The 22,189-nt window shown below is 61.3% G+C and carries 23 protein-coding genes; 14 read left to right on the top strand and 9 right to left on the bottom strand.

The features are described from left to right. Position 1: 1 nt before the first annotated feature. From I3J13_RS02630 to I3J13_RS02640, 3 genes are read left to right on the top strand one after another with little or no spacing between them, the layout of a single operon-like run. Complete coding sequence (locus I3J13_RS02630) at positions 2-265, top strand: acyl carrier protein (RefSeq protein WP_020810249.1); 264 nt, start codon at positions 2-4, stop codon at positions 263-265. Continuing rightward, the gene (locus I3J13_RS02635; RefSeq protein ID WP_196377936.1) at positions 262-1,794 is read left to right on the top strand and encodes an AMP-binding protein; all 1,533 of its coding nucleotides are present in this window, start codon (positions 262-264) and stop codon (positions 1,792-1,794) included. Before I3J13_RS02630 ends, I3J13_RS02635 begins: the two co-directional genes overlap by 4 nt. Then, the gene (locus I3J13_RS02640) at positions 1,778-3,055 is read left to right on the top strand and encodes a type III PLP-dependent enzyme (protein WP_196377937.1); all 1,278 of its coding nucleotides are present in this window, start codon (positions 1,778-1,780) and stop codon (positions 3,053-3,055) included. The genes I3J13_RS02635 and I3J13_RS02640 overlap by 17 nt, the downstream gene beginning before the upstream one ends. Here I3J13_RS02640 and I3J13_RS02645 read toward each other — a convergent pair whose 3' ends face one another. The 6 genes from I3J13_RS02645 to coaD all read right to left on the bottom strand — a co-directional run bounded on the left by I3J13_RS02645 (position 3,056) and on the right by coaD (position 8,420). Then, positions 3,056-4,213: an aminodeoxychorismate synthase component I gene (locus I3J13_RS02645; RefSeq protein ID WP_196377938.1), complete on the bottom strand. Its 1,158-nt coding sequence runs from the start codon at positions 4,211-4,213 to the stop codon at positions 3,056-3,058. A gap of 37 nt (positions 4,214-4,250) precedes the next feature. Beyond that, positions 4,251-5,381: a tRNA guanosine(34) transglycosylase Tgt gene (gene tgt, locus I3J13_RS02650; RefSeq protein WP_065655975.1), complete on the bottom strand. Its 1,131-nt coding sequence runs from the start codon at positions 5,379-5,381 to the stop codon at positions 4,251-4,253. After that, positions 5,381-6,463 (bottom strand): tRNA preQ1(34) S-adenosylmethionine ribosyltransferase-isomerase QueA, encoded by a 1,083-nt coding sequence (queA, locus tag I3J13_RS02655; protein WP_196377939.1) that lies wholly within the window; start codon positions 6,461-6,463, stop codon positions 5,381-5,383. Before queA ends, tgt begins: the two co-directional genes overlap by 1 nt. 316 nt (positions 6,464-6,779) lie before the next feature. Then, on the bottom strand, positions 6,780-7,289 hold the full coding sequence (locus I3J13_RS02660; RefSeq protein WP_020810245.1) for a peptidylprolyl isomerase: 510 nt from the start codon (positions 7,287-7,289) through the stop codon (positions 6,780-6,782). Positions 7,290-7,326: 37 nt separating this feature from the next. Next, entirely contained in the window at positions 7,327-7,896 is a 570-nt protein-coding gene (locus I3J13_RS02665) for a peptidylprolyl isomerase (RefSeq protein ID WP_020810244.1), read from the bottom strand. Positions 7,897-7,925: 29 nt separating this feature from the next. Further along, entirely contained in the window at positions 7,926-8,420 is a 495-nt protein-coding gene (gene coaD, locus I3J13_RS02670; RefSeq protein WP_020810243.1) for a pantetheine-phosphate adenylyltransferase, read from the bottom strand. Positions 8,421-8,856: 436 nt separating this feature from the next. Between coaD and I3J13_RS02675 the strand changes: the two genes are divergently transcribed. From I3J13_RS02675 to I3J13_RS02710, 9 genes are all read left to right on the top strand, one after another. Beyond that, the gene (locus tag I3J13_RS02675) at positions 8,857-9,036 is read left to right on the top strand and encodes a hypothetical protein (protein ID WP_003522749.1); all 180 of its coding nucleotides are present in this window, start codon (positions 8,857-8,859) and stop codon (positions 9,034-9,036) included. A gap of 40 nt (positions 9,037-9,076) precedes the next feature. Continuing rightward, a complete protein-coding gene (locus tag I3J13_RS25930; protein ID WP_003522748.1) occupies positions 9,077-9,211 on the top strand; it encodes a hypothetical protein in 135 nt (44 codons plus the stop codon). A 32-nt stretch (positions 9,212-9,243) separates the two neighbouring features. Next, positions 9,244-9,468, top strand: a complete 225-nt coding sequence (locus I3J13_RS02680) for a hypothetical protein (protein WP_196377974.1) — start codon at positions 9,244-9,246, stop codon at positions 9,466-9,468. 13 nt (positions 9,469-9,481) lie between these two features. Continuing rightward, positions 9,482-11,374: a peptidylprolyl isomerase gene (locus I3J13_RS02685; protein WP_080707256.1), complete on the top strand. Its 1,893-nt coding sequence runs from the start codon at positions 9,482-9,484 to the stop codon at positions 11,372-11,374. Positions 11,375-11,390: 16 nt separating this feature from the next. Beyond that, positions 11,391-12,410 (top strand): anthranilate phosphoribosyltransferase, encoded by a 1,020-nt coding sequence (gene trpD, locus I3J13_RS02690; protein ID WP_127756917.1) that lies wholly within the window; start codon positions 11,391-11,393, stop codon positions 12,408-12,410. A gap of 10 nt (positions 12,411-12,420) precedes the next feature. Further along, the gene (trpC, locus tag I3J13_RS02695) at positions 12,421-13,236 is read left to right on the top strand and encodes an indole-3-glycerol phosphate synthase TrpC (RefSeq protein ID WP_080816898.1); all 816 of its coding nucleotides are present in this window, start codon (positions 12,421-12,423) and stop codon (positions 13,234-13,236) included. Positions 13,237-13,243: 7 nt separating this feature from the next. Beyond that, positions 13,244-13,735, top strand: a complete 492-nt coding sequence (moaC, locus tag I3J13_RS02700; RefSeq protein ID WP_003522743.1) for a cyclic pyranopterin monophosphate synthase MoaC — start codon at positions 13,244-13,246, stop codon at positions 13,733-13,735. Next, the gene (locus I3J13_RS02705) at positions 13,736-14,953 is read left to right on the top strand and encodes a molybdopterin molybdotransferase MoeA (protein ID WP_196377940.1); all 1,218 of its coding nucleotides are present in this window, start codon (positions 13,736-13,738) and stop codon (positions 14,951-14,953) included. A gap of 506 nt (positions 14,954-15,459) precedes the next feature. Next, positions 15,460-16,530, top strand: a complete 1,071-nt coding sequence (locus tag I3J13_RS02710; protein ID WP_196377941.1) for a GGDEF domain-containing protein — start codon at positions 15,460-15,462, stop codon at positions 16,528-16,530. A 183-nt stretch (positions 16,531-16,713) separates the two neighbouring features. Here the strand turns inward: I3J13_RS02710 and I3J13_RS02715 are convergent, their stop codons facing one another. The 3 genes from I3J13_RS02715 to I3J13_RS02725 all read right to left on the bottom strand — a co-directional run bounded on the left by I3J13_RS02715 (position 16,714) and on the right by I3J13_RS02725 (position 19,867). Then, positions 16,714-17,322: a pyridoxamine 5'-phosphate oxidase family protein gene (locus tag I3J13_RS02715; protein WP_080816895.1), complete on the bottom strand. Its 609-nt coding sequence runs from the start codon at positions 17,320-17,322 to the stop codon at positions 16,714-16,716. Positions 17,323-17,376: 54 nt separating this feature from the next. Beyond that, positions 17,377-19,188: a monovalent cation:proton antiporter-2 (CPA2) family protein gene (locus I3J13_RS02720; protein WP_080851818.1), complete on the bottom strand. Its 1,812-nt coding sequence runs from the start codon at positions 19,186-19,188 to the stop codon at positions 17,377-17,379. 310 nt (positions 19,189-19,498) lie between these two features. Then, a complete protein-coding gene (locus I3J13_RS02725) occupies positions 19,499-19,867 on the bottom strand; it encodes a gamma-butyrobetaine hydroxylase family protein (RefSeq protein ID WP_142779303.1) in 369 nt (122 codons plus the stop codon). A 132-nt stretch (positions 19,868-19,999) separates the two neighbouring features. On the opposite strand from I3J13_RS02725, the gene moaA reads away from it, so the two are divergent. Beyond that, entirely contained in the window at positions 20,000-21,049 is a 1,050-nt protein-coding gene (moaA, locus tag I3J13_RS02730; RefSeq protein ID WP_196377942.1) for a GTP 3',8-cyclase MoaA, read from the top strand. 171 nt (positions 21,050-21,220) lie between these two features. Then, positions 21,221-22,189 carry a DMT family transporter gene (locus tag I3J13_RS02735; protein ID WP_003522736.1) on the top strand — a complete coding sequence of 323 codons (969 nt, stop codon included), beginning with the start codon at positions 21,221-21,223 and terminating at the stop codon, positions 22,187-22,189.

Consider the following 22,189-nt stretch of genomic DNA (forward strand, 5'->3'; position numbering starts at 1 on the left):
CATGCTTGCAGCGAAAAAGAGTGAAATCGACGTTGCCGATACCATCTATTCCTACCTCTCCAACCGTTTTCCCGCCTATGCCCCCTTTTCCGCCGATACGCTGCTTCTCGAAGGCGGCGTGATCGATTCGCTCGGCTTTCTGGAGCTGATGATCTTCCTCGGCGAGGGTTTCGGCATCATTCTCGATGACGAACATTTCACGCCTGAAAATCTCGGCACGCCGGCCGATCTCATCGCCTTCGTCCTCAGGGAACGGAGGAGATGACACCCCATTTCCTGCTGCACCACCTGCTTACCGCCCGCGCGGCGAGCGACGATCAGGCCCTCGTCCACAAGGACCGATCGCTGAATTATCGCGAATTTTCCGCAGCGGCGGCCCGTTGCGCGGCGGCATTGCAGGAAGCCGGAGCCCAACGCGGAGACCGCGTCGTCATCTATCTGCCGCGCGGCATCGAGGAATGCTGGTCGATCTTTGGCGTGAGCATGGCGTCCGGCGTCTTCGTGCCGGTGAACGCATTGCTGAAGGCGCAGCAGATTCGCCATATCGTTAAGGATTGCGGCGCAAAAATCGTCATCAGCGACGCCGCGATGATGGATGAGCTGAAAGCGGCACTGGAAGACCTTCCCGGGGTCACGGTCCTGCTGGCGGAAGAGATAGAGGCCCGCGCCGACACACCCGCCCGGCCTTCAGCGGCAATAGGGGAAGACCTGGCCGCCATTCTTTATACCTCCGGCTCCACCGGCTCGCCGAAGGGCGTGATGCTGTCGCACCGCAATCTTCTGGCCGGCGCCCGCATCGTGCGCACCTATCTGGACATCACCGGCAAAGACCGCATTCTGTGCCTGCTGCCCTTCAGCTTCGATTATGGCCTGAACCAGCTGCTGACGGCGGTGGAACAGGGCGCGGCCACGATCATCTCCACCTTCCGGTTGGGCGATGAGATCGTCCGCGATCTGCGCGACCACGCCATTACGGGTCTCGCCGGCGTGCCGACGATCTGGGCGATCCTGACGAAAGCGGCCCCGTCGCTCACAAAGACGCCTCTGCCGCATCTGCGTTACATCACCAATTCCGGCGGACGCGTGCCGCAGGAAACCGTGAAAGCGCTGCGCGAGAAGCTGCCGGATACGAAAATCTACCTGATGTATGGCCTCACGGAAGCCTTCCGCTCCACCTTCCTGCCGCCCGATGAAATCGACCGCCGCCCGACCTCCATCGGCAAGGCCATTCCCGAATGCGAAATCTTCATCGTCACCGCCGAGGGACAGAGGGCGAAGCCGGGTGAACCCGGCATTCTCGTGCATCGCGGCCCGACCGTCTCGCTGGGTTACTGGAACCGGCCGGAGGAGACGGCAAAGGTGCTGCGCCCTCACCCCTTCATTCCGGCGGCGCTGGGCGGCGAGACCGTGTGTTATTCCGGCGATCTGGCGGTGGAGGACGAGGATGGTTTCTTCAGCTTCGTCGCCCGCAACGATGCGATGATCAAATCGTCGGGCTATCGCATCAGCCCGACCGAGGTTGAGGAAAGCCTGATGTCGACAGGCCTTTTCCAGCAGGTCGCCGTCATCGGCCTGCCCGACCCCTTTGCGGGCGAAAAGGTCCATGCCGTGGCGACTGCCGCCAACCAGAATATCGATGTTTCGGCGGCGCTGAAGAAGGCGGCCGAAATGCTCGCCCCCTTCATGATCCCGCGCGCCATCGAACTGGTGGAACGACTGCCGGTCACGGCCAATGGCAAGGTGGATTACCGCGCGCTGGTGCGCGAACGGACGGACAATGGCGCCAACGGATAAACCCCAGAGCCACGGCCCGGCTTTTGCAGCCGCGTTATTCGACACAAGCGAGAACGATCTGATGATCGGCGGACTTCCCGTGCGCGATATTGTCGCCGGGACCGGAACGCCTTGCTTCCTCTATGACGCCGCCGCCATGCGCCGCGCCTATCGCGATCTCGAAACCGCGCTCGGCGGTTTTGCCGATATCTATTATTCGGTGAAGGCCAATCCCCTGCCCGCCATCGTCTCGCTTTTCCGGCAGGAAGGTGCGGGTGCGGAAATCGCTTCCGTCGGCGAATACCGCGCCGCCATCAGGGCCGGTGTCGCAGCGCAAAACATCATTTTCGCCGGCCCCGGCAAAGGCATGGCCGAGCTGCGCGAAGTGATCGAGGGCGGCATCGGCGAAATCCATATCGAAAGCGCCGAGGAAATCACCCGCATCGAGGCAATCGGCAAGCCGGTCAAAGCCTCGATCCGCATCAATCCGGTGCCGGATGCACAGGCCGGCGCGATGCGCATGGGCGGCAAGGCCACAGCCTTCGGTTTCGATGAGGAGGAGCTGGAAAATGTCCTGCCGCTCTTCAAGGACGCCCGATATATCGATCTCGTCGGCGTCCATATTTACGGCGGCACGCAGATCCTCGATGCCGACATGCTTGTCTCCCAATGGAGACACGGCATTTCCCTTGCCGCGCGCATGGCCGAGATGCTCGGCAGGCCGCTCGAAACCATCGATCTCGGCGGCGGTCTCGGCATTCCCTATTTCGCAGGCGAAACGCCGCTCGATCTTGAAAAAGTCAGCGCCGCCATTCCCGATCTCAAGGCGCTCCTGAAGGCGCATCCGCTGATAACCGACGCCCATGTCATCGTCGAACCCGGCCGTTTCCTCGCCGGTCCCGGCGGCGTCTATGTGGCGGAGGTGAATTCGGTAAAGACCTCGCGCGGCACCACCTTCGTGGTGATGGATGGCGGCATGCACCACCACCTGGCCGCATCCGGCAATCTCGGCCAGATCGTCAAGCGCAACTATCCCATCGTCGCACCGGCCATGATGCTGGCGGAGCATGAAGAGACGGCAACCATCGTCGGCCCGCTCTGCACGCCGCTCGATACGCTCGCCCGCAATACGGCGCTGCCGAAGCTCAAGGCAGGCGATCTCCTCGCCATCCTGCAATCGGGCGCCTATGGCGCCAGCGCCAGCCCTGCGGGTTTTCTGAGCCATGCGGCGGCGAAGGAAGTGCTGGTGGAGAATGGGGTGTTTGAGGTGATCGGGCGATAATCACCCCCGAAGCAACCTGTCCCCCACCGCGAATTTCGATTTCAGCAGACACTCGTCATACTCCGCCTCGGCAACGGAATCGAACACGATACCGCCGCCGACATTGAAGACGGCACGGCCGTCGTCAAACAGGCTGAGCGTGCGGATCGCCACGGAGAACCGCATCTCACCATTTGGGGACATGAAGCCGATTGCGCCGCAATAGGCGTCGCGCGGCGTCGCTTCCAGCTCTCGCAGGATTTTCATCGCCCACATTTTCGGCGCGCCAGTAACGGAGCCGCAGGGAAACAGAGCGGCGAAGATATCTTCCACCGTCACGTCAGGCAGAAGTTTCGCCCGCACATGGCTAACCATCTGGTGCACGGTCGGATAGGTCTCGATATCGAACAGCCGCGGCACATCAAGGCTGCCGACTTCGGTAATGCGGGAAATATCGTTGCGCAGCAGATCGACGATCATGCGGTTTTCGGCAAGCGTCTTTTCGTCCGCCAGCATTGCGGCGATAATCGCCCGGTCTTCTTCCGCATCGGCTCCGCGCGGCGTCGTTCCCTTCATCGGATGGGTTTCGATGAAACCTTCCCCATCCACCGAGAAGAACAGTTCCGGTGAGCGCGACAGGATGACCGGGCCGCCGAGATCGACCAGCGCGCCATATTTCACTGGCTGCCGTTCGATCAGCGACCAGAAGGCCGTCAGCGGATCGCCGCTCCAGCGGGCATGGACCGGCATGGTCAGATTACCCTGGTAACAGTCGCCGCGACGCAGATGCCCGTGCAGCCGCGCGAAACGCTGGCAATAGTCTTGAAGGGTCCATGCCGGCACGGGATCGGACAGAAACGCATCCGCATCCGGCAGATTTGCCGGCCGCGCAAACCGTCCCTCATCCGGCTGCGGGCCGGAAAAGACGCCGAAATTGAGAAACGGCACGTTGCGAGACTCGTCCGCAAAAGGCGCAAGCTTCGGCTCGAACAGGAAGCCCGCCTCGTAGGACATATAGCCGGCGAGGTATTTCCCGGCCCGGCGCAGCTCTTCCATACGCTTGAGCGCAGCAAAAAACGACGCCGGTTCATCCGCGACGATGATCTCTTCCGGCTCGGTGAAGGCTGTCACCGTGCCGGTCGTATCATCCCGGAAAAGAACGTAAGGCGCGTGTGCCAAGGAAAGCGTCCGAAACAGGAGAAAAAGTCGGGAAGAGTCAGATGGGGTCTATATCGCCCCGCGCCCACATTTCGATGGTTTCCGCATAAAAATCGGCGAAACGGCCTTCCTCGATAGACTTGCGGATACCCTGCATCAGCTCCTGATAATAGGCAAGATTGTGCCAGGAGAGCAGCATGCCGCCCAGCGCCTCGTTGGCGCGGGTGAGATGGTGCAGATAGGCGCGGGAATAATCGCGCGAGGCCGGGCAGTTGGACTGCTCGTCCAGCGGGCGCATATCCTCGGCATGGCGGGCATTGCGGATATTGACCTTGCCGCGACGGGTAAAGGCAAGCCCGTGGCGGCCGGAGCGGGTCGGCATCACGCAGTCGAACATGTCGATACCGCGCGCCACCGATTTCAGGATATCATCGGGCGTGCCGACGCCCATCAGGTAACGCGGTTTTTCGGTGGGCAGCACCGGCAGGGTGATATCGAGCATGCCGAGCATCACATCCTGCGGCTCTCCGACGGCAAGGCCGCCGACCGCATAACCCTTGAGATCGAGCTGCTTCAGTCCCTCTGCGGAACGGATGCGCAGGTCCGGCTGGTCGCCGCCCTGCACGATGCCGAACATGGCCTTGCCGGGCTGGTCGCCGAAAGCCACGCGGCAGCGCTCGGCCCAGCGCAGCGACATTTCCATGGCGCGCTCGATTTCCTTGCGCTCGGCCGGCAGCGCGATGCATTCATCGAGCTGCATCTGGATATCCGAATCGAGCATGCCCTGAATTTCGATGGAGCGTTCCGGCGACATATGGTGCAGAGAACCGTCCACATGGCTCTTGAAGGTCACACCCTGCTCGTCAAGCTTGCGCAGGCCGGAAAGCGACATCACCTGAAAACCGCCGCTATCGGTGAGGATCGGGTGCGGCCAGCGGATCAGCTCATGCAGGCCGCCAAGGCGGGCAACACGCTCCGGACCCGGCCGCAGCATCAGGTGATAGGTATTGCCGAGAATGATATCGGCCCCAAGCTCGCGCACCTGATCGAGATACATGGCCTTGACGGTGCCGACCGTGCCGACCGGCATGAAGGCAGGCGTGCGGATCACGCCACGCGGCATGGCGACTTCGCCGAGGCGCGCGCCGCCGCTCGTGGCTTTCAGGGTGAAGGTGAATTTGTCGTGCATCAGTTTTTCCGGAACAACAGGCTGGAATCGCCATAGGAATAGAAGCGGTATCCGGTTTCGATGGCGTGCTTATAAGCGTCACGCATCGTTTCGAGACCGCAGAAAGCCGAAACCAGCATGAACAGCGTCGATTTCGGCAGGTGGAAATTGGTCATCAGAATATCGACCGCGCGAAAGCGGTATCCCGGCGTGATGAAGATGCCGGTGGCATCGGACCATGGGTGGATAACACCATTCTCATCGGCCGCACTTTCGATCAGGCGCAGCGATGTCGTGCCGACGCAAACGATCCGTCCGCCGCGCGCCTTCACGGCATTCAGCCGGTCGGCGGTTTCCTGCGACACATGGCCGATCTCGAAATGCATCTTGTGATCGTCGGTATCGTCGGACTTGACCGGAAGGAAGGTGCCTGCCCCAACGTGAAGCGTCACGAAATGCCGCTCGATGCCCACCTTGTCCAGCGCGGCAAACAGATCGGGCGTGAAATGCAGCCCGGCGGTGGGGGCGGCAACGGCTCCCTTTTCGCGGGCGTAGATCGTCTGGTAATCGGTCTGGTCCTGCGCATCTTCCGGACGTTTCGCGGCAATATAGGGCGGCAGGGGAATATGGCCGACTGAGGCTATCGCCTCGTCCAGCACCGGGCCGGAGACGTCGAACAGCAGCGTGATCTCGCCCTCCTCGCCCTTCTCCTCAACGGTGGCTTCCAGATGGGCAAGGCCGCAGGCATTGTCGCGCTCATAACCGAAACGGATGCGGTCGCCCTGCTTGATGCGCTTGCCGGGACGCGCGAAAGCCTTCCAGCGGGATTGATCGGCGCGCATGTGCAGCGTGGCCGAAACCGCCGTCTCTGGCGCACCTTCGCGCAGCCTGACACCTTCGAGCTGGGCGGGAATGACGCGGGTGTCGTTGAAGACAAGCGCATCGCCGGGCTTCAGGAAGGACGGCAGGTCGAAGACACGGTTGTCTTCCATGCGGTTCTCATTCGGATCGACGACGAGCAGGCGCGCGCTATCGCGCGGGTTCGCCGGGCGAAGGGCAATATTCTCCTCGGGCAGATCGAAATCGAACAGGTCTACACGCATTGCAAGGGTCTTCCAGAAATCCAATTTGACACGGCACGGTGTTTTGCGGCCCGACGCATCCTCGCCCCTCATTCCTGTGCTTGTCACAGGAATCCAGTCGGCGCGCGTCTGCGCGGCGGGAGGAGTCCTTTCAGCCCAGGGACTTGGGCTGGCTGGATTCCTGTGACAAGCACAGGAATGAGGGAAGAAGAGAACGGCGCGACGGATGGCAAGCGTCAAAACTGCCGCGTCCATCCTTAAAATCACGTACCGTCAATAAACGTCAAAACCCGCCTCGCATAGACTGCGAGACGGGTCGAACTGCAATTTCCGCAAATCAGGCCGCAGAAGCGAGCTTGATGGAAACGATCGAATCCGGGTCCTTCACCGGCTCGCCGCGCTTGACCTTGTCGATGGCTTCCATGCCTTCGATGACCTGGCCCCAGACGGTGTACTGCTTGTTGAGCCACGGCGAATCCGTGAAGCAGATGAAGAACTGCGAGTTGGCGGAGTTCGGGTTCTGAGAACGGGCCATGGAGCAGGTGCCGCGCACATGCGGAATGGCGGAGAACTCGGCCTTCAGATCCGGCTTGTCGGAGCCGCCCATGCCGGCGCGGGCCGGGTTGAAGCTTTCCGCACCCTTCTTGCCGAACTTCACGTCGCCCGTCTGGGCCATGAAGTCTTCGATGACGCGGTGGAAAACGACGCCATCGTAAGCGCCTTCCGATACGAGTTCCTTGATGCGGGCGACGTGGCCCGGAGCAACTTCCGGCAGCAGCTGGATCACGACCTTGCCGGTCGTCGTTTCCATGATGATGGTGTTTTCCGGATCCTTGATCTCGGCCATGACTATTCTCCTCTGTTCGGGCTCCATTGCCCTTACCTTACTTTTTGCCGACGGTGACCTTGATCATCCGGTCGGGGTTGGAAACTTCGCCGTTGCCGCCGGCGCCGCGCTTGATCTTGTCCACGGCTTCCATGCCGGACACGACCTTGCCGACCACGGTATATTGGCCGTTCAGGAACGGACCGTCGGCAAACATGATGAAGAACTGCGAATTGGCGGAATTCGGATCCTGCGAGCGGGCCATGCCGACCACGCCGCGCGTGAACGGAACCTTGGAGAATTCGGCCGGAATATCCGGCAGGTCGGAACCGCCCGTACCCGCGCGCTGGGCGCTGAAGCCCTTCTCCATGTTGCCATACTGCACATCGCCGGTCTGCGCCATGAAGCCATCGATGACGCGGTGGAAGGCAACATTGTCATAAGCGCCCTTCTTGGCCAGCGCCTCGATCTGCGCCACGTGCTTCGGCGCGACATCCGGCATCAGCTCGATGACAACGGGACCGTCCTTCAGCTGCACGGTCAGGAGTTCGGCGGCGGAAGCGAAGGTGCTGGCGGCGAGCGCGCCTGCAAACATGGCGCCGGCAAAGGCAAATCGAACGAGTTTCATCGGATTGGCTCCAGAATGTGGGGCTGAAGTCAGCGCTTCAGCTTGGCGTTGAGGGCTTCAAGCACGGCTTTCGGCACGAAGGCGTCGACATTGCCGCCCATGGCGGCGATCTGCCGGACCAATGTGGCTGTAATGGGTCGCGACGAGGTGCCGGCGGGCAGGAATACGGTCTGGATATCGGGCGCCATCTGGCGGTTCATCCCGGCCATCTGCATTTCATAATCGAGATCGGTGCCGTCGCGCAGGCCGCGCAGCAGAAGGCGCGCACCGTGCTCTCGGGCGGCATCGACGACGAGATTATCGAAAGAGACGACTTCCATGCGCGCCGCTTCGCCCGGCAGATGTTCGGCAAGCGCCCGCTTTATCAGCCCTGCCCGCTCCTCGAAGCTGAACAGCGGCGCTTTTCCGGGATGAATGCCGACCGCAACGATGACTTTCGACGCCACGTTCAGCGCCTGAATAAGCACATCCAGATGTCCGTTGGTCATCGGATCGAAGGATCCTGGATAAAAGGCAATCGTCATATCGCTCTCAGGTGGTGGGCGCGTCTCGACGCTTCAGCATATGTGCCGCCTTTTGTCATGGAGAGGCACGCGGCGCAAGACTTTATAACCACCCCTCACAAGCGCGGCTGCGGCGTGAACCGCGGATGAATGGGCCGTTCAGTGCGGTTTCACAGCTATTTTGTCTAAATGCACGGCATCGGGAAACCGAAACGCCCCTCACTCGTTAAGCATCCGGAGAATTGAAAATGCTGGCCTTCATGATCGTCCTTTCGATCATCGCTTCATTCGCAGCCGAGTATCTTTTTCTCGAATGACGACATCAGCCAGTTTCCTGAACGCCAGATGAACGAGCCATTCAAGGAAGTTTCACAGGCGCGATGCTAATCGATTTTTACGGTTGACGCGGAACATGTCGAGACATGGCGCGTTAAGAAAGAACCAAAGGAACGGACAGATGTTTATAAGAGAAAAACAGTCTACTTCGGCGAAAATCAGCGTCATCAGCACAGCCTGGACAGTACTGGTTATCGCAATGGTAGCAACGACGTTTAGCCTTTATGAACAGAAGCCTGAAAAGCTGGGCCCAGACTATCCGCAGCTGACCGCCCGTTATCAGTATATGAATTACTACTGATAACGGAGAGAATTTTCTCGAAACTCCCGGAGACGATATCATGTTCACATTTCTGACAATGCTTCTTGCCCTGATCAGCGTTATGTTCGTGACATCGATGGTCTCCGTGGTCGCTGAGATGCGACGTGAAGACGAGGAATTCAAGGCGATGATCCGGCGCGACCGCGCCTTCTGAGCGCGACGGACCGGACAGACGGCCGCTTAAAAGTGATTCTTTTCAACCGCCTGGACCTTCCGGGCGGTTTTATTTTGCGCCTCGCGGAGGGCGATGGGGCGAAGACGATGGCGGAAAATCCCGCCTCCAATCACACAAGCGTTTTCAAAACCCCGTTTTTCCAAGGCAAATTCCCTTCAATTTCCGTTTGGATTGATTTAAGGAACGCCGATACGTTGCGGGCCGGACAGACGGCGACCGCGATGACGTTCCTGTGAGGTTTGCATAACGATGCTCGATTCCCTGAGAAATGCTTCTCGAACCATGGCAGCCAAGCTGCTGCTTCTCCTGCTTGTTGTCTCTTTTGGCATCTGGGGCGTTTCCGCATCGCTTGTCACCGCCAATTCCCACGCCGTCATGACGGTGGGCGACCAGACGGTCAGCCCGGAGGAATTCCGCCTCGCCTATCAGCGCCAGATTTCCGATCTCAGCCGCCAGTTCGGCACAAGGCTGACGACCGAGCAGGCCAAGGCCTTCGGCATCGACCGTCAGGTCTTCAGCCAGCTTGCGGCCGGTGCAGCGCTTGACGAGCTGGCCTCCAGGATGAATCTCGGCCTCTCGGAAAACCGCCTCGCCAATCTCATTGCCGAAGACCCGGCCTTCAAGGCGGTCAACGGCCAGTTCGACCGCAATCTCTTCAGCGAGCGCCTGCGCAATTCCGGTTTCCGTGAGGATGACTATATCAAGGAACGCAGCAAGGTCGCCGTCCGCAGCCAGATCGTCGAAGCCGTTTCCGACGGTTTTGCCGCACCACAGGTGCTGGTGGATGCGCTGAAGCAATATCGCAACGAGCAGCGCGCCGTCGATTACGTCATTCTTTCGAACGCCGTCATTCCGCCGGTCAAGGCGCCGGGCGACGACGTGCTTGCCCCGTGGTTCGAAACCAACAAGACGAAATATCGCGCGCCCGAGTTCCGCAAGTTCACCTATGTGAAGCTTGAGCCGTCCGATATCGCCGATCAGGCCGCCGTCACCGACGCCCAGATCGCCGATTATTATAACAGCCATAAGGACAGCTTCCGCACCGCCGGCCGCCGCACGGTGGAGCAGCTGACCTTCCCTGAAAAGGAAATGGCGGAGGCCGCCGCCGAGCAGATCCGCCTTGGCAACACCACCTATGACCAGGTGGTGAAGGATCAGGGCAAGACCGCTTCCGACGTGACCCTCGGCGAATTCACCAAGGATACCATCCCCGACCAGTCGATTGCCGATGCGGCTTTCGCCATCCAGAAGGATGGCGGTGTGTCGCCGGTGGTCCAGGGTTCCTTCGGCCCGGTTCTCCTGCGCGTCACCGGCATCAAGCCGGAAACGACCCGCACGCTGGAAGAGGCGAAGGAAGATATCCGCAAGGACCTCGCCACCGCCGCCGCTGCGGAAGAAATCACCAATGTTCACGACCGTTACGAGGATTTGCGCGCCGGCGGTTCTTCGCTCGCCGATGCCGCAACGCAGCTGAACCTGAAACCCGTCACCATCGCCGCCATCGACGCTTCCGGCCTCGATGAAAAGGGCGATGCGGTTCAGGGCCTGCCCTCCCCGCAGCTCGCGCAGGAGGTCTTCAAGACCGAACCCGGCACGGAAGCGCTGCCGATCAATCTCGGCCGTGAGGGCTACATCTGGTTCGATGTCGACCAGATCATCGCCGCCCGCGACCGCACGCTTGCCGAAGTTCGCGACGATGTCGTGGCCGACTGGACGGCGGAGCAGCAGCGCAACGCGCTTGCCGCCAAGGCCGAGGAACTGAAGGCGCGCGTCGAAAAGGGCGACACGCTGGAAGCCGTGGCCGGTGAGCTGAGCCTTGCCGTCGAACAGAAATCCGGCCTGCGCCGCAACAGCGAAGACGCTATTTTCGGCCAGCAGACAATCGCGGCGGTCTTCTCCGGCGCGGAGGGCAAGGTGGGCACGGCGGCCGATGCCGACGGTTCCAGCCGTATCCTCTTCAAGGTCACCTCGGTCGACACCAATGCGCCTGCCGACGCGCTCGCCAATGACGACCAGCAGTTCGCCGCCATTGCCCGCGCGGCCGGCGACGACATGCTGGACCAGATGGTCAACCGCCTGCAGAATGACTATGGTGTCACCATCAATCAGGCCCTCGCCGATCAGGCGATGGTCGGCTTCTAACCCGGGGGGCGACAAGATGGCCGAACTGAAGCCGCTGATCGCCAAGGTCGCCAATGGAGAAAGCCTGAACCGCGAGGAATCGCGGGCGGCTTTCGACATTCTGATGTCGGGCGAAGCCACGCCGTCGCAGATCGGCGGTTTCCTGATGGCGCTGCGCGTGCGCGGCGAGACGGTGGACGAAATCGTCGGCGCCGTCTCCTCCATGCGTTCCCGCATGCTGCCGGTTTCGGCCCCCGCCAATGCCATCGATATCGTCGGTACCGGCGGTGACGGCATCGGCACCTATAATATCTCGACGCTCGCCTCGATCATCGTCGCCGGCACCGGCCTGCCGGTCGCCAAGCACGGCAACCGGGCGCTGAGCTCCAAATCCGGCACGGCGGATGCGCTCTCGGCGCTCGGCGTGAAGCTCGATATCGGTCCGGAACTCATCGCCCGCTGCATCAGCGAGGCGGGTCTCGGTTTCATGTTCGCGCAGCTGCACCATTCGGCCATGCGCCATGTCGGCCCAAGCCGCGTCGAACTCGGCACGCGCACCATCTTCAACCTGCTCGGCCCCCTCTCCAACCCGGCCGGCGCCAAACGGCAATTGCTCGGCGTCTTTTCGCCGCGCTGGCTGGTGCCGCTTGCGGAAGTGCTGCGCGATCTGGGTTCGGAAAGCATCTGGGTCGTGCATGGCGACGGCATGGACGAGGTGACGACCACGGGCGTTACCCATGTCGCGGCACTGGAAAATGGCAAGATCCGCACCTTCGACCTGACGCCGAAGGATTTCGGTGTCGAGCCCGCGTCCATGGAAGATCTGAAGGGCGGCGACGGCATTGCCAATGCGGCGGCGCTGCGCGAGGTTCTGTCCGGCAAGCGCAACGCCTATCGTGACGTGTCGCTGTGCAACGCGGCCGCAGCGCTGGTTATCGCCGGCAAGGCGGAAACACTGTCTCAGGCGATGGCGATCGTCAGCGAAGCGCTGGACAGTGGCAAGGCCGCAGCCGCGCTCGACCGTCTGGTTGCCGTGTCCAACGAGGATCAGGAATGAGAGCGAGATCATGAGCGACATTCTGAAAAAGATCGAGATTTACAAGCGCGAGGAAATCGCCGCCGCCAAGGCCAAGGTTTCGCTGGCCGACCTGAAGGCCATGGCCGCCGACCAGAGCGCGCCGCGCGGTTTCTACAGGGCGCTCCGGGCAAAGCAGGCCGAAGGCAAGTTCGGCCTGATCGCCGAAATCAAGAAGGCCAGCCCCTCCAAGGGCCTGATCCGTCCGGATTTCGATCCGCCGGCGCTGGCCGCCGCCTATGAAGCCGGTGGCGCCGCCTGTCTTTCGGTGCTGACGGATAGCCCAAGCTTTCAGGGCGCCCCGGAATTCCTGACCGCCGCCCGCAATGCCTGCGCCCTGCCGGCGCTGCGCAAGGATTTCATGTTCGAGACCTATCAGGTGCATGAGGCGCGCGCCTGGGGCGCGGACTGCATTCTCCTCATCATGGCCTCGCTTTCCGACGACGAGGCGAAACGCCTTGAGGACGAGGCTTTCGCGCTCGGCATGGATGTGCTGGTGGAAGTGCACGATGAGGAAGAAACGGAACGGGCGCTGAAGCTTTCCTCGCCGCTTCTCGGCATCAACAACCGCAACCTGCGCACCTTCGAAGTCAGCCTCGAAACCAGCGAGAAGCTCGCAGGCCTCGTGCCGGCGGAAAAGCTGCTGGTCGGCGAAAGCGGCATCTTCACCTTCGAGGATTGTAAGCGTCTCGAAAAAAGCGGTATCGGCACCTTCCTCGTCGGCGAAAGCCTGATGCGCAAGGACGATGTGACAGCGGCGACCAAAGCGCTGCTGACCGGCCAATCCGGCATTCTGGCAGCGGAATAATGCACCGATGAGCGAGGCGGGAAAGCTCACCCATATCGATGCTGGCGGCGAAGCGCATATGGTCGATGTCGGCGACAAGGCCGAGACCGTCCGTGTCGCCGTCGCCGAAGGCTTCGTGAAGATGAAGCCGGAAACGCTGGCGCTCATCCGCGAGGGCAACGCCAGGAAGGGCGATGTCATCGGCACCGCACGCCTCGCCGGCATCATGGCCGCCAAGCAGACGGCAAATCTTATCCCGCTCTGCCATCCGCTGATGCTGACCAAGGTGGCGGTGGACATTGCCGAAGACGCCGCCCTGCCCGGCCTGCGGGTCGAAGCGCTGGTAAAATTGTCCGGCAAGACCGGCGTGGAGATGGAAGCGCTGACCGCCGTATCCATCGCCTGCCTGACGATCTACGACATGGCCAAGGCCGCCGACAAGGCGATGGAAATCGTCAATATCCGCCTTCTTGAAAAGAGCGGCGGCAAATCCGGCGATTTCCGGCGACAGGAGACTTGAATGAAACCGCTGCTGCCCGTGGATGAGGCCATGAGACGCCTTCTGGAAGCAGCGGTTCCGGTGACCGAAAGCGAAACCCTGCCGCTCGCCGAATGCGATGGCCGGGTTCTCTCGGCCGATCTCACCGCGCGCCTCACCCAGCCCCCCTTCGATGCCTCGGCCATGGACGGTTATGCGCTGCGCAGCGCCGATGCGGCGGAGATCGGCTCGGTCCTCACCGTCATCGGTCAGGCTGCCGCCGGCCATGCCTTTACCGGCACGGTGGGTGAAGGTCAGGCCGTGCGCATCTTCACCGGCGCGCCCGTGCCGCAGGGTGCGGACACCATTCTCATTCAGGAAGATGCCGAAGTGCTGGAGGGCGGAAAAATCCGCACCGCCTTCGACGTCACCGCCGGGCGACATATCCGCCCGCGCGGACAGGATTTTACCGAAGGCGAAGCGGCCCTGACGGCCGGGCGTGAGCTCGGCTTCACCGACCTGACGCTCGCGGCGGCTATGAACCATGCCGCGCTCACCGTCTATCGCAGGCCGCGCATCGCCATCCTCGCCACCGGCGATGAATTGCTGCCGCCGGGAAGCGCGCCACAGCCCGCCCAGATCATCGCCTCCAACACCTTCGGCGTCGCAGCCCTTGCCCGGCAGGCCGGTGCCGAGGTTGTCGATCTCGGCATCATCGCCGATGATGACAGGCTGATCCGCGCCGCCATCGGCAAGGCGGTCGCGGCGAAGGTCGATGTGCTGGTGACACTCGGCGGCGCCTCCGTCGGTGACCACGACCTCGTGCAGGCCGCCTTGAAGGCGGAAGGCATGCAGCTCGATTTCTGGCGCATCGCCATGCGTCCGGGGAAACCGCTGATGGTCGGGTCCATCGGCGCCATGCAGGTTCTGGGCCTGCCCGGAAACCCGGTTGCAAGCCTCGTCTGCGGCCTGCTTTTCCTCGAACCGCTGCTCCGCAGCATCGCTCGCCGCGCGCCGCTGCAACGCACGGCCACCGCCCGCACCGCCACGCCGTTGAAAGCGAATGATCACCGGCAGGATTATCTGCGCGCCCGTTTCAGCACGGACGAAAACGGCCTGCTGGTGGCGGAAGCCCATGCGAAGCAGGATTCATCGATGATGAAGATATTGGCCCATTCCGAAGGCTTGATCGTGCGCCCGCCAAATGCGCCGGCGGCGGCGGCCGGGACGGAATGCCCGGTCATCAGGCTGAGATCCTGACATGCCGGCGATACGGCCGGACCTGCGGCCGGCAGCATAACTCGCCTCCTCCTGAACCTTACCGAATGGTTGCCGCGCCGTCACAAAACGGCACTGCCGCGTGTCGCATGGCACGGAAACCGAAGATAAGACTGTAACATTCCTGTATCCCGACACGAATGATAAAAAAAACCGCCTATAGGCGGGATTTCCACGAATTCAAAAACCACCATGCCTTTCTGCCCCGGGATTATTTCTCCATATTGTTGTGCCAAAATAAATCACACGAATCCCGTTATTGGGATTGACAGAATAAATGCGATGCTGTCACCAAGGCGAATAGTAGAGGGAAAAAGTTCCGGAATTCTTCAAAATGAAAATTACTTATATTTATCAATTAAATAAAATAAAAAGTGACGAAAATGAAGTTTCCGGGCACAAAAATTAGTTTCCCATAAATTAAGCTTTCCAAAACGAGCTTCATAATAATAATCATAGTCGATAAGCAGACTCACTGGAGTTTCTTGATGAACACGGCATCCACGCCCAAAACCACGGGGCCCGACATTGCCGGGCAGATTGCCTATGCCATGCGGAGCATGGGTGTTTCGCCGATCCCGCGTAACTACAGCCTCTTTTACGAAGCCTATATCGGTTCGAACCCTGCCCTGACGAAGGATCTGGCCGCGCTTGGAAATCGGGTCACGCAGGAGGATCTGGACGAGCTGTCCTCACGTTACGGGGAAGGCAATCCCGCCCGGTCCATCGACGATGCGCATGAGAAGCTCAGGCGCGAACTGGAGAGCCTTCTGGGCACGCTGAGGCGCGAACAATCCTCCATCGAAAACTACAACAGGATTCTCGGCGAAACGCGCCAGCGCATCGATGACAAGAATGCCGCCAGCAGCAATATTCTGAGGAATGCGATTTCGCTGCTGGCCGAGGCCACCGGCTCGAAGATCATCGACGGCGAAAAGGCCTTCAACGATGTCAACCGCCATGCCGAGGAGATGCACCAGGTGCGTCTGGAGCTGGATGAGTACAAGCGCATCGCCAATACGGATTCGCTGACGCGCCTGTCCAATCGGCGCGCCTTCGACGACCGGCTGGCATCCGTCTATGACAGTTCCATCGGCCTGCAATATACCACGCTCGTCCTGCTCGATATCGATCATTTCAAGCGGATCAACGACACTTTCGGCCATCCGGTCGGCGACAAGATTCTCGCCACCGTCGCCTCGGTCATCCGCGCCAATGTCCGCAAGGATGGTTTTGTCGCCAGAAGCGGCGGCGAGGAATTCGCCATCATTCTGGACGGCAATACGCCGGAAGAGGTGATGGTGATGTGCGAGCGCATCCGCCTGTCGCTGGAAAGCACGCCCTTCCGCAATTCGAGATCGGGAGCCGACTACGGCACGGTGACGATCTCCCTCGGCTTCGCTTCCGCCGCACAGGCCACCAACCCCAGCGAGCTTTACGGCCATGCCGACACCGCGCTCTACCATGCCAAGGAAACCGGCCGGAACCGCTCCGTCTATTACGAGGACGGCATGCAGAAGAACTATACCGGCAAGAACTGGCTGATTTATCGGACGTGAAGCAAATTGCGCCAATTTGGGCGCATTAAAAACACGGCGCTCTCCCCACCCTCATTCCTGTGCTTGTCACAGGAATCCAGCCAGCCCAAGTCCTTGGGCTGAAAGGACTCCTCCCCTCCGCGCAGACGCGCGTCGACTGGATTCCTGTGACAAGCACAGGAATGAGGGTGGGAGGGGGAAGCCTCACCACATGGTCTTCGCAGCCCGCGCCGCCCATTCCCGGTCATAGGTCTCCTGATCGAATTCCGCCTTGGCCGCCTTGAGCAGAAGACCGGGTGTCGGAAGCGAAGCCGGGTCGACGAAATTATCGGGGTTCCACAGTTCCGAGCGCATCAGCGCCCGGGCGCACTGGAAATAGACTTCATCGATTGTCACCACGATGACGGTGCGCGGATGTTTGCCATCCATCTCGAAGCTTTCCAGCAGATCGGGATCGACGGAGACCACGGCGCGGCCGTTGATGCGCATCGTCGTATTCGAGCCTGGGATCAGGAACATCAGCGCCACGCGCGGATCGCGCACGATGTTCAAAAGCGAATCCACGCGGTTATTGCCGCGCCAATCCGGCAGAAGCACGGTCCTCTCATCGGCCACCCGGACCACGCCGCCCTTGTCGCCGCGCGGCGAACAGTCCATGCCTTCCGGCCCGACCGTCGCCAGCGCCAGGAAGGGCGAAGTCTCGATCATCAGCCGGTATTCGGCCGTCAGCGTGGCTGTCACCTTGGCGATAGATGCCTCGCTCGTGCTGTCATAGATGGCCTTCAATTCCTCAACCGTGCGAATGATCGTCATGTCCGTTCCTATCCCTACCAATTCCCTCTGTCGCCGCCGAAAGACCGGGGCGTCCTATTCCTCTGCCGCTTCCGCCTTTTCCCGCTCGGCCCGCTCGCGCGCGGTCCGGGCGGCAACGAGGTCGGCCGGCTGGGCGTTGCCGCGGATCAGCGAACGGCCGGCATAAATGCCACCGACGACTTCCATGGCGAAACGTTCCTCGTCGCGGTCGCGGAATTCTTCCACCAGACGCGCGGCGTCTTCCCGCTCCTCACCCATGGCGCCCAGCACTTCCTCGCTGAAATTCAGCGCCGATTCCAGCGTTTCGCGGATCTGGTAATCGACGCCAGCCTTGAGCAGATCGATGGCGTGGCCGCGGTCGTAAGCACGGGCGAGAACCGGAACCAGCGGGAATTCGTGCTTGACGATCTCCGCGATCCTGACGGCCGCCTCCTTGTCGTCGACGCAGATGAGAACCGCGCGCGACGTGCCCGCACCGGCGGCATGCAGGATTTCCGCCCGCGAGCCGTCGCCATAATAGACCTTGAAACCGAATTCCGCCGCTTCACGCACAAAGTCGGCATCCTTGTCGATCAGCGACAGAGTGTAGCCCCGCGCCAGAAGCGGCTGGCTGACGATCTGGCCGAAACGCCCGAAACCGATCAGGAGAATGCTGCCCTCGACATTTTCAGGCACGTCGAGATCGTCGGTATTGGGAACCGCCGCCGGCACCAGCCGGTCATGCAGAATGACCATCAGCGGCGTCAGCACCATGGAGATGATGATGGTCGCCGTCAGGATGGCGTTCGCCTCCCGGTCGAGAATGCCGGCGCTGACGGCGGCCGAATAAAGCACGAAGGCGAATTCGCCGCCCTGCGCCATCAGCACCGCCCGTTCCAGGCTTTCGCGCCGGGTGGTGCCGAGCGCCCGCGCCACGCCATAGATCAGGAAGGCCTTGAGCAGCATGTAGCCCGCAACGCTGATGACCACGAGCTGCCAGTTGGAGGCGATGACGGCAAGATCGATCGCCATGCCGACGCCGAGGAAAAACAGGCCGAGCAGGATGCCGCGAAACGGCTCGATATCCGCTTCCAGCTGATGGCGGAAGGAGGATTCCGACAGCAGCACGCCTGCAAGAAAGGCCCCCATGGCCATGGAAAGGCCGCTGACCTGCATCAGAAGCGCCGAACCCAGCACCACCAGCAGCGCCGCGGCCGTCATCACCTCCCGCGCGCCGGAAGCCGCAAGCAGGCGAAAGAACGGGTTGAGAAGATAACGCCCGGCAAGGATGAGCGCACCGACGGCGGCAAGCGCGATGCCGACGGAAGCCCAGCGCTCCGACGCCGTGACATGTTCGCCGCCCGAACCGAGGAAGGCGACAAGCGCCAGCAACGGCACGATGGCCAGATCCTCGAACAGCAGGATGGCGATGATGCGCTGGCCTTTCAGGCTCGACATGCTGTTGCGCTCCTGCAGCATCTGCATGACGATCGCCGTCGACGTCAGCACGAAACCGGTGCCGGCGACGAAGGACATGATGACGGGAAAACCGAGACCGACCCCGATCAATGTCAGGCCCGCCATGCAGACCAGCACCTGCAGCGCACCCAGCCCGAAAATATCCTGCCGCATCGACCACAGCCGCGACGGCTGCATTTCAAGGCCGATGATGAACAGGAACATCACCACACCGAGTTCCGCTATATGCAGAATGGCCTGCGAATCGGAGAAAAAACCGAGACCGTAAGGCCCGATGACCAGACCGGCGGCCAGATAGCCGAGCACCGAACCGAGGCCGATGCGCTTGAAGATCGGCGCGGCGACAACGCCTGCCGCCAGCAACACGACCACCTGGGCCAGATCATTTCCGTTCGCTTCTACAGCCACACGCCACCCCGCTGAAAATCGATAAGACGAGGGTGTTCCCTCCCTCACTTCCTAGCGCATCGGCGTGAAAAGCGAAAACGATTTTACTGAAGGACGATGCGCAGATTCAACGGGTTATTTGTCCATCAGGCATGCGGGCTTCAGATGCCGCTGTCCTCCTTCCCCTCATTCCTGTGCTTGTCACAGGAATCCAGTCGACGCGCGTCGGCGCGGCGGGAGGAGTCTTTTTCAGCCCAAGGACTTGGGCTGGCTGGATTCCTGTGACAAGCACAGGAATGAGGGTGGGAGGGTCCGCAGGCCTTGCGTCCGCCTACCGGTATCGCGGCTCCCTGCTCAAGCCCTTTTCGGCGAGCTGCCGCTCATAATCCGCAAACAGCGCATCCCCGGTCTCACCCAGTTCCTTCAGATATTTCCAGGTGTAGATGCCGCTATCGTGGCCATCGTCGAAAACGATGCGAACCGCATAATTGCCGGTGGCGACCATGGAACGGATGGCAACATCGCGTTTGCCGGGCACCGTGACCTTTTGTCCCGGCCCATGGCCCTGCACCTCGGCAGAGGGCGAAAGCACGCGCAGCATCTCGGCTTGAAGCCGGTAAACGCTTCCATCGTCGAAGGAAACGGTCAATTCGCGCCGGTCTTTCGACACAAGCAGTTCGGTCGGCCAGGCATCGCTCATTTTTCACTTCCGCAAGCTCGTCATATGCGTCAGAATTACGGACTTGCCTCACGATAGGCAAGCCACTACATCAGCTAATAGAGCACACATTCGGCGTGTGTGCCCGGCGCAAGGCGCATTGAGGATGGAGACGTGAACGGTTTCTCCGGCTCGCTTGAAAAAGCGAAAACCCTGACGGAAAACAGCACACCGATGGTGGACCCTTTCGGCCGCGCCATCACCTATCTGCGCGTTTCCGTCACCGACCGCTGCGATTTCCGCTGTACCTATTGCATGTCCGAACACATGACCTTCCTGCCCAAGAAGGACCTTCTGACGCTCGAAGAACTCGACCGGCTCTGTTCCGTCTTCATAACGCGCGGCGTGCGCAAGCTGAGGCTGACCGGCGGCGAGCCGCTGGTGCGCAAGAACATCATGTCGCTGGTGCGAAACCTCGGCCGGCATGTGCGCACAGGCGCCCTCACCGAGCTGACGCTGACCACCAACGGCTCGCAGCTTGCGAAATTCGCCGCGGAACTCGCCGATTGCGGCGTGCGCCGCATCAACGTGTCGCTCGATACGCTCGACCGCGACAAATTCCGCCACATCACCCGCTGGGGCGATCTCGACCGCGTCATGGAGGGGCTCGACGCCGCCCAGGCCGCAGGCATCAAGGTCAAGCTCAACGCGGTGGCGCTGAAGGATTTCAACGACACCGAAATTCCCGACCTCATGCGTTTCGCCCACGGTCGCGGCATGGACCTGACGGTGATCGAAACCATGCCGATGGGCGAGATCGAGGAAGACCGGACCGACCGCTACCTGCCGCTTTCGCAGTTGCGCGCCGATCTGGAAAAGAGCTTCACGCTCATCGACAGCGATTACCAGACCGGCGGCCCCGCCCGTTACGTGACGGTGAAGGAAACCGGCGGCCGGCTCGGCTTCATCACGCCGATGACGCATAATTTCTGCGAAAGCTGCAACCGTGTCCGCCTCACCTGCACCGGCACGCTTTATATGTGCCTGGGCCAGGATGACGCCGCCGATCTGCGCACCGCACTGCGCGCCTCCGACAGCGACGCCTATCTTTCCAGCGCCATCGATGAAGCCCTTCTGCGCAAGCCGAAGGGGCATGATTTCATCATCGACCGCACCCACAACCGGCCTGCCGTCTCCCGCCATATGAGCGTGACCGGCGGCTGAGCGACGGCTGAAACTGTTTCTCGTCCACCAACCCATATAAACGGTTGAAATGCCGGCTGTGCCATGCCACGTCTCTTTACATGGAGGAATGCGCGGTCACGCCGGAAAGGCGGCCCAAATCGCCCCGAAAGGGCGGCCGGGAAAACCGCGCATGGTCTGGGATATTTTGGAATGGCATTGACGGACAATACGCGCGGCGCCCTGTTGATGGCGCTCGCCATGGCAAGCTTCACGGCCAATGACGCCCTGACGAAATCCGTCACCCCCTATATCAACACCGGCCAGATCATGTTCGTCCGCGGCATCATGACGGTGGTGCTGATCTACATAGCCGCCCGCCATTTCGGCGCGCTCCGGCCGCTGAAAACCCTCATGCGCCCCATCATCATCCTGCGCTGTCTCTGCGAGGTGACTGCGGCCGTGCTCTATCTGACGGCGCTCGGCCTTATCGAATTCTCCAATGCCTCGGCCATATTGCAGTCCCTGCCCCTGGTGGTGACGCTGGGTGCGGCGCTGTTTCTGCGTGAGCCCGTGGGCTGGCGGCGCTGGGTAGCGATCATCGTCGGTTTTATCGGCGTGCTCGTCATCATCAGGCCCGGCCCGGAAGGCTTCACGCCGGGTGCGCTTCTGGTCGTCGCATCGCTCGCCGTCACCGCCGCGCGCGATCTGCTGACCCGGAAAATGTATGCCGATGTGCCCTCGCTCGCCATTACGGTCATCACCGCCTTCGTCAACATGGCGGTGGGCGGCCTGCTGATCGTGCCCTTCGGCGGCTGGCAACCGATGAACTTCATGATCGTATCGCATCTGGCCGCTTCGGCCATTCTGGTGCTCGTCGGTTATCAGGCGATCATACTGTCGATGCGATCAGGCGAAATCTCCTTCGTCGCGCCGTTCCGTTATACCGGCCTGCTCTGGGGTTTCATGATCGGCGTGTTCTTCTTCAACGAAAAGATCGACAATTACACCATCGTCGGCGCCATGATTGTCATCGGCTCAGGCCTTTATACCTTCTACCGCGAAAGCCTGCGCAAGCGCTCGCAGATGGCCAAGCGCGCAGCCGCCACACCCACCGCCGCGACCACGGTACGGCCGGCTTCCGTAACGAAAACTGCCGTTACGGAAGAGGCGGGAGAATGA

The organism is Agrobacterium leguminum (assembly GCF_015704895.1).
Classification (GTDB): domain Bacteria; phylum Pseudomonadota; class Alphaproteobacteria; order Rhizobiales; family Rhizobiaceae; genus Agrobacterium; species Agrobacterium leguminum.